This window comes from Kiritimatiella glycovorans, from assembly GCF_001017655.1.
Lineage (GTDB): Bacteria > Verrucomicrobiota > Kiritimatiellia > Kiritimatiellales > Kiritimatiellaceae > Kiritimatiella > Kiritimatiella glycovorans.
Genome location: NZ_CP010904.1, coordinates 1,840,370 through 1,853,487 on the forward strand (window position 1 = coordinate 1,840,370; position 13,118 = coordinate 1,853,487).

The 13,118-nt window shown below is 61.5% G+C and carries 9 protein-coding genes; 2 read left to right on the forward strand and 7 right to left on the reverse strand.

The genetic code is table 11. The features are described 5' to 3' along the window. Positions 1-119: 119 nt before the first annotated feature. The 7 genes from tsaA to L21SP4_RS13515 form a co-directional block, all read right to left on the reverse strand. Complete coding sequence (gene tsaA, locus L21SP4_RS07625) at positions 120-614, reverse strand: tRNA (N6-threonylcarbamoyladenosine(37)-N6)-methyltransferase TrmO (RefSeq protein ID WP_052882095.1); 495 nt, start codon at positions 612-614, stop codon at positions 120-122. After that, positions 611-1,786, reverse strand: a complete 1,176-nt coding sequence (locus tag L21SP4_RS07630; protein ID WP_052882096.1) for an SPFH domain-containing protein — start codon at positions 1,784-1,786, stop codon at positions 611-613. The genes tsaA and L21SP4_RS07630 overlap by 4 nt, the downstream gene beginning before the upstream one ends. Further along, positions 1,779-2,729: a protease modulator HflC gene (gene hflC, locus L21SP4_RS07635; RefSeq protein ID WP_052882097.1), complete on the reverse strand. Its 951-nt coding sequence runs from the start codon at positions 2,727-2,729 to the stop codon at positions 1,779-1,781. Before hflC ends, L21SP4_RS07630 begins: the two co-directional genes overlap by 8 nt. Next, positions 2,726-4,870 (reverse strand): SPFH domain-containing protein, encoded by a 2,145-nt coding sequence (locus tag L21SP4_RS07640; protein WP_052882098.1) that lies wholly within the window; start codon positions 4,868-4,870, stop codon positions 2,726-2,728. Before L21SP4_RS07640 ends, hflC begins: the two co-directional genes overlap by 4 nt. Positions 4,871-4,959: 89 nt before the next feature. Further along, positions 4,960-6,882 carry a heavy metal translocating P-type ATPase gene (locus L21SP4_RS07645; RefSeq protein ID WP_082116622.1) on the reverse strand — a complete coding sequence of 641 codons (1,923 nt, stop codon included), beginning with the start codon at positions 6,880-6,882 and terminating at the stop codon, positions 4,960-4,962. A 450-nt stretch (positions 6,883-7,332) separates the two neighbouring features. Beyond that, positions 7,333-9,366: a TonB-dependent receptor plug domain-containing protein gene (locus L21SP4_RS13350; RefSeq protein WP_160300743.1), complete on the reverse strand. Its 2,034-nt coding sequence runs from the start codon at positions 9,364-9,366 to the stop codon at positions 7,333-7,335. A gap of 260 nt (positions 9,367-9,626) precedes the next feature. Next, on the reverse strand, positions 9,627-10,022 hold the full coding sequence (locus L21SP4_RS13515) for a DUF2946 family protein (RefSeq protein ID WP_074041421.1): 396 nt from the start codon (positions 10,020-10,022) through the stop codon (positions 9,627-9,629). A gap of 204 nt (positions 10,023-10,226) precedes the next feature. Between L21SP4_RS13515 and L21SP4_RS07655 the strand changes: the two genes are divergently transcribed. Further along, on the forward strand, positions 10,227-11,285 hold the full coding sequence (locus L21SP4_RS07655) for an IS30 family transposase (protein ID WP_052880849.1): 1,059 nt from the start codon (positions 10,227-10,229) through the stop codon (positions 11,283-11,285). Positions 11,286-11,452: 167 nt separating this feature from the next. Further along, entirely contained in the window at positions 11,453-12,601 is a 1,149-nt protein-coding gene (locus tag L21SP4_RS07660) for an ATP-binding protein (RefSeq protein WP_052882994.1), read from the forward strand. Positions 12,602-13,118 lie beyond the last annotated feature (517 nt).

Here is a 13,118-nt window from a genome sequence, read left to right on the forward strand (position 1 = left end):
GCTTTGCTCGTCATTGGTCATTTGCGGGCTTTGCCCGCGTCATTTGCTCACTTTGTTCGCGTCATCGGTCATCAGTCATTAGTCATCGGTTGTCTCCTCCATTGACCAATGACCAATGACTAATGACCACTTCTGTAGTCGCGCACGCCGCGCCTCCGTGCCGTGTCGTCCCCGACCTCCTCCTGCCAGCCTGAGCGGACGTTTTCTCGAAGATCGTAGCGGGCAATGAAGGGTTTGATATCCAGCAGAGGGGTGCCGTCCAGAACGTCCAGATCCTCCACGTGCAGCGTGGTGCCTTCTATCGACAGCAACCGCACGACGCTGAAACCGATATGGTTGGGACGGAACGGGGCGCGCGTGGCAAACACGCCCCGTTCCTCATCCTGAAGGTACGGGCGTACTCGGAGCTTCACCTGTTCTGCGCGGTGGAAGCGATACAGCAAGTAGACATGGGAGAACCCATCAAGGTCGAGCAGACCATCCGCGTACGCATCGTCCACCGTGACCGTGCCGCGAATCCCGCTGGCAAACACGGGCTGGATAGGCGTCTCTTTCGGGTTCTTGTGAGGTGAATGGATTTGTCCGATAGGCTCGATGGCAAACATGTCGTTCATCGTCGTCTCCCCATCTCGAGATACAGCGTGTCGTCGTCGCCATGCGGCAAGAAGAAGGTCTCGACGCGTCCGGCGAAGATCCTTTGCAGCGCGTCCTGGATCTGGCGGTCGCGATAGAAGGCGGGGTTGCGTTCATACAACTCGAGCATCACCAGAAACCGCTCCGATGCGCCCCGGACAAACTCGACTCCACGGGTCTTCGTAGCAAGAGCGGCTTGGATGATGGCTGCCGCCTGCCCGCTCATCTCGGAACTGAGCAGTACGCCTTCGACGCGCTCTTCGGCGGCCCGGATTGCAGCGGCGTCGCCATCCGCCTTGGCCTGCTCGTATGCGGCAATAGCCTCCAACATGGCAGGGGCGCCCATGCCCGCGACTTCGTTCAGCAGCGCAGTGCGCTGTTGTTCCGCCTTCTCGATCCGCTGTGCCTTCTTGCTCTGCGCCAGGTTGACGGCTTGGAAGGCTGCCGACACGGAAGGCGGAACCGCGCGGGCGTTCACCGAAACGTTGGCTATCACAAGCCCCGTATCCATGGCCTCAAGCGCGGCCTGCGCCGTGGCGCGAATCTGTTCGCCGGAAAGATCGCCTTTGTAGAAAGCCTCGATCGGGGTCCGGGCGAGCGCATGAACAGTGCCTTGTTCGAGTGCGTTGCGAACGACAGTCCGAGCGCGGTCCATGGACCCCGCCGTCTTCACGAAGCGCAGCGCGGGGGACCCGCCCACGGTTTCGCTCGGCGACGCGAGGCGATAGGCAGCGGACAACCGAAGGTGCACCAGGTTCTTGTCGCCCGTGACCAGCGATGCGTCCCATGCCGAAGACGCCGTGCGATACGGATAGGCGTACTCGCTCTGCTCGGCCCAGAAGCACGTATCGAGTTCGATTTGCTGCAGCGTCGTGGGGATGAAGAACACCTCATCCAGCGGGCGGGGCAACGAGAAATAGGGGCCGCCGGGCGTGAAGACGCGCGATGGACCGCTGTCGGCAATCCGTCCGAATCGCGTCCGGATGGCGACCTTGCCTTCAGGCACGAAGAAGACACCGCTCAAGGCAAACGCAGCGAGCAACAGGACGACGAACCACTTCAGCAGGGCGAATACGCGCAGCAGAGACGCCTCGACCGCCTGCAGTGTGGCGGATTTCTGTGCCGCGTCCGTATGGCGGGGCGTACTACTCATGCGTCGCCCCTTCCTGATGACCCGCGGGAGCGTTCGTCTGCGCGGGAATGAGCGTCTGGAGTAGATCGAACGGCTGGGTTTGGGGATCGATCAGAAACGTGGAGTTGTTGGAGAGCATGGTTTCGAGCGCTTCGAGTTTCCGCACGAACACGGCAAACTCCTCGTTGCGGGCAAACACCTCGTAGTAGCGGGCCGCGGCGGCGTCGCCCTCCGCCCGAAGGGCCTGTGCCTTGCGGTTCGCGAAGGCCAGGATGCGGTCGCGGTCGCTTCTCGCCTTGGCCTCGATCCCGGCCGCGATCGCTTGTCCCTCGGATTGCGCGTTCTGAGCCAATCGGCGGCGCGTCTGGCGCATGCGCTCGTACACCGAGTTCGCAATCTGATCGGGGAACTGCAGGCGCTTGATGCCCACCCGGGCGATGCTGATGCCATAATCCTTGCCGGCCAGATCCTGGCGCAGCCGCACCAGAATGCGCTCTTCGAGTTCTTGGAGCTTGAGCCGGGAGGGATCCGTGTTTGCCAACTCGTCCAAGGTGTAGTTGCCTACCTCCGACCGCGTGGTACGTAGGCGGTCTACGAGAAAGCGCGTGGCGTTCTCGTCGTCCTGCATGGAGCGCATGAAGGCAAGACCATCGCTTACGCGCCACACGAGGTAGGTTTTCAGAATCACGATCTGCTTGTCCTTGGTTTCCTGCTGTTCCAGACGATCTTCGATCAAGCGCAGCCTTGTGTCGAAGAACCGCACTTGCTGGATAGGCCAGGGCCACTTGAAGTAGAATCCGGCCGATTGGCCGTCGCGATTGCGAACATCCGCCTCGTCGGCACGACCGAAAGTGGTGACGACGGCCGTTTGGTCGAATCGCACAACGAAGCTCGTTGCGTAGAGCACCAGTCCGGCAACCACACAAAGGGCCAGCAACCATCGAAGAACACGGTTCGTTTTCATCTGTCGTACATCTCCTCATCTAAATCGGTTTCGGGACTCGACGATCGCCCAGGCCCGCCACGTTGGATGTCAAACTCAGCAGCCTCGTCCAGCCATCCGACCCCGTCTTCGAATCCGGCGAAGTTGAACCGCAGCACGCTGCGATCGCGCTGAGAGAGTAGAACGTACTTCCGGCTGTTGCGCATGCCGTTCTCCATCGTGGTCATGGTGCGCCACACCGGATACATCGTGGGGCCGATACGAAGAAGGGCGATTTCACGGCGAAAGCGTTCCGCCTTGCCCGCCTCCTCAAGCTCGCGGCCCCAGCGATAGGCGAGAGCGTCGGCAAAGATGCCGGCGACCCGTCCGCCGCCCTGCTCCAATAGAGCCTCCTGACTGCCGGCGCTCGGCAACGCGTTGCCGGATTGCTCGGGAACGTCCGCCCGGGATTGCGTTTCCGAATTCACCATCGAAGCAAGCAGGTCCTTCGCCCTTTGCTCGTCGCCGAAGGCCTCGACCAGCAGGTGCGTTGCGTGGCTCTCTGCGTTCTGAATGGACGTTTCCCTGCGCTGGCGGGCGATCACGGTATCGTGGAAAGCCGATGCCGTCTGTTGCGGCGGATGGATCCCCGACATGCCGACATGGAGCACCTCGATCCCCAGCTGCAGATCGTCGACCTCATCCTGTATGGACGCAGCCATGCGCTCCGCCGCTTCATTGCGGCCTGCTCCCAGCAGGCTGTCGATTTCGTGGCGAAAGAGCTCGCGGGATGCAGCCGTCTCCGCCACCGCCCGAAACGTGGCCTCCGGATCCCGAAAGCTGCGAACATACAGCCCCAGATCGCGAATCCGGTACTCGACACAGACATCGCCGCCAATCAGCGAAACGGTTGGCGGACGCTTTCTGTCGGTCGGCGACCCGGTCGAATCGGGGGGGGCGCTACCGCCCGCGATGTCAGCCGGCGGTGCCACGATCATGAGGCTCTCTTCGCTCAATCCGTGCAGATTGGCCCACAGGATGGGAACGTCGGGCCGGTACACATCCTGGCCGGCTTCAGCAGAATGCGAGCCCACATGGGTCCGCCTGATACGGCCGGTGTTCTCGACAACAGCGACATCAACCGGCCAGGGCGCTTTCAGGTGCAGCCCGGGGCCAAGCAGGCCAGGGCGGTATCTCCCAAACCGCAGGATCACTGCATGCTCTGAGGGCTCCACGATGACAATGCAGGATAGCAGCACGAGAACAGAACCGAGGCCGATGAACAGAGGGCCGGCGGCGCGGCCAGCCAAACGCGGCAACGTGGTTTGGGAGACCGCAAAGCCGAACTGATAGTCCAGTGCGTCCACGATGCCCGCACGCAATCCTTCTGCACCTGTCACGGCCACTAACAGCCGCGAGGAGAAGGCGGGGGGCGGTTCGACGCTCTTCGATCGGGGACGAATGCAACCCAGTACAGCACCCGCCAGCAGTTCTATCCCGATGAGGGCAGCGGCGACGTTCGCTACAGTTGCCGCGAGGCGATGCGGCAGGTGCCATCCCACGAGCTGCCCGGCGAAGCCTGCGCACAACAACACGCCAGCCCAGACATGTACATGCCACCAGCCTAGCCCGTCACGTATCCGCGGGCCTTCTCCACTGCGTGCCACATGTGACATAAAGACCAGCACGGCAAAGCAGAGCAACGCAAGAACGGCACTGACGACGAGGCCCGCCACAGTTTGAGAGTGGGCAATCGGGAAGCCAGACGAACTCATGTCACCGATCAACGAACGCGAGGTGTACAGCAACGTTCCACCCGCGAGTGCGCTGAGCACGGGCTGCCCAATGCGCTGCATGAGCTCCGCCCACTCGCGCGCTCCCTTGATGAGCAGCGCCGGATCCGTCGTGTTGTCCGAATCGCCCCATCTGTTCGCGGTCACATCGGGCTTGCGCGCGAGATCGGCCTCCAGGCCCGTCACCTTCCGCCGCCAATGCAGCATGAGGGCTACATGCCCCCATAGAGCCCCGCCCGCAATCGCCAGAACGGCGCCCGGGAAACAGCCGGCCGCGCCCGTCTTTCGGCCGACGGACAACCATGCCACGGCCAGCGCAAACTGAAGCGCGGCGCCGATCGTCACGAAACGCGTGGCGCACATACTCGCTTTGCTCGTGTCATTGGTCATTGGTCATGTACTCGCTTTGCTCGTGTCATTTACTCACTTCGTTCGGGTCATTGGTCATTGGTTGCATCACGCGCCGCAGGCGCCAATGACTAATGACCACTGACCTCCAAATCCTCCAGATCCTCGCCTTCCCGAACGAGGCGAGCGGAGTTGACGATCACGATGAACGTGCTTGCCGTGTGCAGCAGGACCGCGACGACGGGATGGATGATACCTGTTGCGCTCAAGGCGAGCATGCCGACCACGTACACGCTCGAGAACACTAGGTTCTGCCGCACCACGGAGGTCAGGCGGCGTGCCAGGTGGAAAAGGAAGGGAATACGATTCAGTTCGTTGTTCAGCAGAGCCATACGTGCCGCATGGATCGCGGCTTCGCTACCAGCCGCACCCATGGCAATCGAAAGATCGGCTTCGGCGAGCGCCGGCGCATCGTTGATCCCGTCTCCGACGGCGGCAACAAGCCCCTCGTCGGCACGAAGACGCTTCACCGCATCCATCTTCTGTCCTGGGAGCAGTTCGGCGACCACATCCGTGAACGTCAGATGCCTGGCGACCGCCTCCGCCACAGGCCGGCGGTCTCCCGTCAACATGACACAATGCGACACGCCTTCATCCCTCAACTGGCCGACGACCTCGGAGGCACCGGGCCGCAACTCGTCTTCCAGGACTACCCGTCCGAGCAGGTTCCCGTTTTTTGCGATGAGAACCACGCTGCCCTGACGGTCGTCCTCGTCGGATTCAGATGCCATCTTGACGCCTGCATCGATCAAGAACTCGCGGCGACCAGCCAACACCGTGTTACCACTCAAGACGCCACGGACGCCCCTGCCGGGCTCTTCCTCACAGTTCCGGATGTCGGCTGGGTGTATCTCTCGCTCTCGCGCGGCGCGCACAATGGCCTGTGCAGCGGGGTGGTTCGAATGCGCTTCGATGCCTGCCGCGAAACGCAGTAGCTCGTCCTCGGTAACTCCGTCGGCAGGTTGCAGGCCCACGACATGCAGACGCCCGCGAGTAATGGTGCCCGTCTTATCGAACACCACAGCCTTGATCCTCCCGGCGATTTCGAGATCGGCAATGTTCTTGATCAGAATGCCCAGGCGCGCGGCGGCGCTGAGCGCCGCAACGGCCGCGGTCGGGCCGGAGAGGAGGATCGCGCAGGGGCAGGCCACAACCAGCATGGCAACCGTCCGATCCATGTCGCGTGTGAAGAAGAGCACGATGGAAGCCAGAATGAGCACCAGCGGCGTGTACCAGCCGGCGTAGCGGTCGACCAGACGCATGACAGGAGTGCGGGTGGCTTCGGCCTCCAGGATCAGCGAGCGCACTTGCTCGAGGGTTGTGTCCTGCCCCGCCCGTCCGATCTCAACGTCCAAGACGCCCGTTACGTTCACCGTGCCCGCAAAGATGGAATCGCCTTCTCCCTTCTCAACGGGAAGGGACTCGCCGGTGATCGTCGCTTCGTTGAGCGTGCTTCGTCCTGCCACGATGATTCCGTCTCCCGGCACCAATTCCCCAGGCCGAACGCGGATACGCTCTCCGACGCTGAGCGCAGCCGCTTCCACCGCTTCCTCTCCCGATGGCGTGATGCGGCGCGCCGATGCGGGGCGGAGGCGAATGAGCGCCTCAATGCTCCTTCGCGCGCCGGATGCCGAGCGGTCTTCGATCATGTTCGAGATCTGCACGAAGAACGCCACAGCGGCGGCAGTGAGATGCTCCCCGGCAGCAAACGCCGCACCGATTCCCAGCGCCGCCATGACGTTCAGATTGGGTCGGCTCAGAGCCAGGTCGCGCATGGCCGTTGCCACTAAGGGAAGACCCAGTACGACGGCGGCCGCTATTGCCACGATGTCCGCGTGGAACGGGTGCGCGAAGAGCCGCGACGCAATCAGAGCCGCCAGCAGCAGCATGCCGCCAAAGAGAAGAACGACGGTCCGCAGCGTAGCTGCAGGCCGATGAGCATCGCTGCTACCATTGGGGCTGGCAGATGGATTCTCTGAGTAGTCAGTTGTCATTGGTCATGCACTCGCTCCGCTCTCGTCACTTGACGATGGCACGCCAGAGACCACAGCCGCGTGAGCCACAGCCACGAGTGCCGACAATACGGCAGCCAGCCATGCGGCAGCCCACCGAAGCAGGGGCAGCCGCTCGCGCGGAAACGCCCCACAAGGCAGAACCACGTGTTTCCGCCGCGAGGTGCGGCCCTCCCGTTCTTGCGGCGGCGCAACGCTCACGAGTAGGCGATAGTGATCGTAGCGAGAATGGTCACAGCCAATTGGCCGCAACAGCTCCGCCGTGCCTGACTCGACGAGATCTTCGAGGAGGCACGTGGCAGCGGCAACAGAAATACGCAAGTGCGCCGCAGCATCCGCGGCGCGTAATGCATGCTTCCCAGCGGCGAATTGAAGTAGCTCTTGTTTCTTGTCCTGTTACCTGTCGCCGGTTGTTATCCGTCACCCCTCCTTTCAGAATCTCGCTTTGACCATTACCTTCACGTTGCGGCCGGGCTGATCGTTGAGGCCGAATCCCTGCCAAACCGAAGATAGATGATCCTGGTACAGCTCGTCGGTGAAGTTCTCGACCGCCGCGACGAAGCTCCACGTCTCGCCGAGATCGACGCCCATGCGCACATCGCCACGCGTGTACCCGTCGGTCTCGCGCTCGTTGGGGCCGGTCTTGTCCTGATCCGATGCGGTCAGCCCCGCCAGCTCGACCCATAGCCCGTTTTCCGCGCCCAGTGTCGCGTCGTAGCGCACACCGTAGCGGCCTTTCAGCGGCGGGATGCCCGGAAGGTCTTCTCCTGTATCGTCGTTCTCGCCACGCACATACGACACCGAGGCGAAGGTCGAGAATCCGCCGCCCACGTCGTAGTCCACGCCGGCTTCCGCGCCGTACAGAGAGACCTCCGCATAGTTCATGTAGAGGTAGTTGCCATCGCCCTGGTTCTCCTTGACGATGTAGTCGTCGACCATGTTGTAGAAGGCGCTGACCATCGTTTGCAGCCGGTCGGTCCGGGTCTTCAGTCCGATGTCGAAGTTCCAGCTCGTCTCCGAATCGAGGTCGGGGTCTCCCAAATCGCTGCCGACGTCGTGCGGCCCGTCGAAGTACAACTCCAACAGGGTTGGTGCGCGGAATGCCCGGCCCACGTTGCCGTACAGATTGATTTCGTTGCTCAACTTGTACAGCAGGCCCAGGTTGCCGCTCACCGCGCTGCTTTCGGAGGTCTCCTCGCCGGCGAGTTGGTGACGCGGGTGCCCGTCCGTCTGCGCCTCTATCCAGTCGGCGCGGAGCCCCGGTGTGACGACCCAGCGGTCGCCCAGAGCGATCTCGTCCTGCACAAATGCCCCAACGCCCATGCGTGTAGAGTTCGGGATGACCGGCACGCCGTCGAACTTTGGATGCGCCCACGAGGATGCGCTGTCTTGGATCGTGCGGTCAGACGTTGCGTCCTCATAGAACGTGTCCAGACCGAACGTCACGCGGTGCGTATCGTTGGGAACGAGCACGACCTGCGGCTTGAGCGTATAGGTGTCGATATCGAGCCAGATGTTGACATCCAGGTCACCTCCACTGGCCTGAATCGGCGGCGGAAGCCCATCGACCTTGCGGCGGTAGCGATGCCGGTTATGCCGCTGCCAGCCGAAGTCGATGCTGAAACGCTCTGTTGCACCGGTGAAGTCGTCGGCCTCGAAGCCGAGCGCAAGGCGATGGTGTTTCTCGCCCTTGAAGTAGTCCTCGGCAAAAGCAGCGGGAGCGGGGATCCCGATATCCGCCTCCATGAAGGAGTAGTCGGCATAGGTCTTCCATCCGTCGCCGATATAGTTGCCGCCACCCCAGAGGGTGTAGCCCTCGTAGAAGCTGTTCGCCAGTTCGCCTTCGGGAGTCTCGATATTGCCTGCATCCTTGTAGGTTCCACCGACATAGCCGTTGAACCGGCCTTGCCCGAACCGTAGGTGCGCCGACTCCTTCCAGCCATCAGTGGCGCTTTCGTACTGCACATCGGCCTCGCCGCCGAACCGTGCTTCGGGCCCGGTCTCCTCGTCGGCTCCCTTCGTGATGAAGTTGATCACCCCGCCGATCGCGTCCGAGCCGTACAGCACCGACGCCGGGCCGCGGACAACCTCCACTCGCTGGATCTGGGCCGGATCGAGCGAGAACACATGGTTTCCGCCGGGGCGCTGTTCGGATAGACGCACACCGTTGACGAGCACCAGTACGCGCTCACCGCTCAAGCCGCGGATGATCGGATGCACGCTGCCCGGTCCGGCGGTTACGACATCCACGCCGGGTTCTTTCAAAAAGATCTCGGCAACCGTCACCGCGATCTTCTCGTCAAGATCACGAGACTCCAGTAGGTTCACGGGCAGTGACGTGTCGAACGACTCCTTCTCGCTTCCGGTCGGTGTCACGACCACATCGGTGAGCGTGACGGTCTCTTGGGCAAAAACAAACGACGCGCAGCACAACGCGGCTGCGACAAATATGGACATACTCTTCATCTTGAAATTCTCCCCTGTTGGTAGATTGGTCATTGGTCATTTGGCCGCTGCGCGGCCGTCATTGGTGATTGGTCATCGGTCATTGGCCATTGGTCATTTGCGCCTACGGCGCGTCAATAGTCATTGGTCAATAGTCATTGGTCATTTGCGCCTGCGGCGCGTCATTGGTCATTGGTTCTGGGTCATTGCCGCGAATGACTGATGACTGCGGGCGAAGCCCGCAAAATGACCAATGACTAATGACGCGGCCGAAGGCCGCCTCAGGCGGGAGGTCCGCAGGAGAAGGGCAGGAGGCGCGGGGTCTTGAAATCCGGCTGACTTGGTACAGCCGGCAGGGCGATCTCGACAGGTGCGAACTGCGGCAAGGCGATTGCCACAACCGCCGTATCGACAGGAGTCTTCGCGAGCTGACAGATCGAGCAGGTTGACGGGTCGTGCGGCTTCCTTTGCGGGTGAGAGTCGCGCGAACGCTCGGGCGTCTCGTGGCCGTTCGCGTGCTCCCGCGAGTGGTCGTGCGAGCAACAAGAATGACGGACACCTTTCGCAATGTCGTCGTCGGCACAGGCCAGCTCCAGCCTGTGCATGGCGGGAACAAGCAGTGTCCCCACCACGAACAGGAGCAAGCCACCGATTGCCAGTTGTCTTCTCTCTGTCATACACAAAACAAACGCGCTCTATCTCAACCAAGTTTGGGGCGCCTAACATACAACCAGCTACGGCAGGGGTCAATCCCAAATGGCGTGTGGCAAGCGGCATGAGAAGTGTAATGTGAAATGCCGCAGGTATAGGAGAGAGCGTTCCATGCCGTGGTTCGCTATCCTTTGTGGTCTTACAACAGGACAACAGAGGAAGGAGACGGCATGGAACAGAATCAGAATAGCAGGAAGGGCAAGCACTTGACGAGGGTGGAGCGCATGGTGATTGAGCGGATGTCCCGTGGGGGGATCCCCCCACGGGACATCGCGGCCGCCTTGGAGCGTCACCCGCGTACGATCCAGCGTGAGCTCAAGCGCGGGACGGTGACCCACCGGGACTCGGAGTGGCGGGAATACCGGACCTACAGCAGCGATCGCGGCCAGGACCTCCATGATTACCACGCCACCGCAAGGGGGCCCGGTCTGAGGCTGGGCCGCAACTATGCGCTGGCCGAATTCATCCGTTGCCGCATTGTGGAACATAAGGAATCGCCCGATGTAGTCGCCTTTCGGATGCGTCAGGCCGGTCTGGAGGAGGTGGTGTGCACCAAGACGATCTATAACTACATCGATAAAGGCGTCATTTTCGGGCTCAGCAACGAGTCACTGTGGGAGAAGCGTAAGCGAGCCAAGCGGCGCAAACGCGGCGCTCGGCGGTTGGCGAAGCGGATTTCCAAAGGCAAAAGCATCGACCAGCGTCCCGAAGGAGCCGAGACGCGCGAGGAGTTCGGACACTGGGAGATGGACCTGGTGACCGGCCCCACGCGCGGGTCCAATGCCGCCCTATTGACCCTGGTGGAACGCAGACATCGGATCACGATCATTCGCAAGCTGCCTGATAAGAGCCAAGCCAGCGTGCTCAAAGTTCTCAGAGGGCTCGAGCGTGAACATGGCTCCCGCTGCTTCCGTCAGATCTTCAAGACCATCACGGTCGACAACGGCAGCGAGTTCCTGGACTTCGAAGCCTTAGAAGCCTCTTCCTTCTCGAAGCAACAGCGAACCCAGATCTTCTACGCCCACCCATACTCATCCTGGGAACGCGGATCGAACGAGAACGGCAACAGGATGATCAGACGGTTCGTGGCCAAGGGCCGGGATATCGCGCGCTTTACCAAGCAGAAAATCCGCGACATCGAGCTATGGATCAATAACTACCCGCGCCGGATCCTCGACTTCATGACCCCTCACGAACTCTTCACGAACGAACTCAAAACGATCTCATAAATGAAACAAGACCACTACATGCGGCATTTGGTTTACAACCTACCGTGTGGCAAGCGGCAGAGGAAGGAACTGTCACCAATGACCAATGACGCGGCGAAGCCGCACATGGCTCATGACCGAGCGATTTGGGTATTGACAAGGTCATATATATCTGTATTCTGACCATTATGTACACCAGATTACTGAAGCAACCATGGGCCACTGGACAGAGTTTCTTCCTGTTTGGCCCGCGAGGTACAGGAAAGACGACCTGGCTGCATCGGGGTCTCGATGCCGAAGGCAGTCTCTACCTCGACCTGCTGAACGACGACCTGTATACCGAGCTGCTGGCTCGGCCGCACCGGCTGGACACGTTGGTTGGCGATCGGCGCTGGGACTGGGTCGTGCTGGACGAAATCCAGCGCGTTCCCGCGCTGCTGAATGAAGTGCACCGGCTCATCGAGAGCCGGGGACTCCGTTTCGCCATGACGGGTTCCAGCGCCCGAAGCCTGAGACGCAGGGGCACGAATCTACTGGCCGGGCGCGCTCTTACGTTTCACATGCACCCGCTGGCCGCGGCGGAACAGGGCGAGGACTTCGACCTCGCCCGCGCCATTCGGTTCGGACAGCTTCCGGGCGCACTGAAGAGTGCGGCGCCGGATGCACATCTTGCGTCCTATTTCCGCACCTACCTCCGCGAAGAAGTCCAGGAGGAAGGTCTGACGCGTCGACTGGGGAACTTTGCCCGTTTTCTTGAAACGGCGAGTTTCTCTCAGGGCTCCCCGCTCAACGTCTCCGCCGTGGCCCGGGAAGCGGCCCTTGACAGGAAGGTTGTGAACAACTACTTCGGCATCCTGGAAGACTTGCTCATCGGTCATCGGCTGCCGGCATTCACGAAGCGCGCGCGACGCAGGCTGACGTCGCATCCCAAGTTCTACTTCTTCGATGCGGGCGTGTATCGCTCGATACGCCCCATGGGGCCTCTGGACAGTCCCGAAGAAGCGGAAGGCGCCTGCCTGGAGACGCTGTGCTATCAGGAGCTGCGAGGCGTCAACGACGCGCTCGGCTTGGGATATGACCTGTACTATTGGCGCACAAGCGACGGCACGGAGGTCGACTTCGTGTTGTACGGCAAGGCCGGCATTCTTGCCTTCGAAGTCAAACGAGCCGCCCGCTACACCGCGAAGGACTTGAGCGGCTTGCGCAGTTTCAAACGCGACTACCCCTCCGCGCGCTGCTTCCTGCTGTACGGCGGGCATGACCGCCGCCAGGAGGGGGATATCCAGGTCTGTCCTCTCGATCAGACATTGCCCGCGCTTCCCGCCATACTTGCTTGACAAGACTATCGGCGTGGATATACTTATGCCGCGTGACATGAAGATCGTTTGTTCAGCGTTGATCGTGCTTGCCCTGTTTGGGCAGATGCCGTGTATGTGCGGGCCGGAGTGTTTCAGTATGCGGAGCGCATCCGCGGTCGAAGCACCGACGACGGAAGCCCCTTGCTCATGCTGCGCCAGCCACGGGGAATCCGCGCCTGAACAGGAAACCGAACCCGATGCTTGCGATTGTGTCGTCTGCAAGACGGCAAGCTCCGCGCCCGCCGTCACGGCGAACCATGACACGGTCAGGCTTTCCACCGTTGTTGGCGCGGCCCCCGTTCGGGATGGTACGATCCGGCCCCGCGAATCCCATTCCAGCGTCCACACGCCAATCGTGCGACCGTCCGGTCCGCCGATCTATCTTGCCCTCAAAGTCCTGCTGATCTGATTTGCCGTTCTACCTGCGGCGGATCCCCCATTGTGACAGTCCCCCAGGGACTGCTGTCTCAACATGCAGGATATCGAAGGATATGGA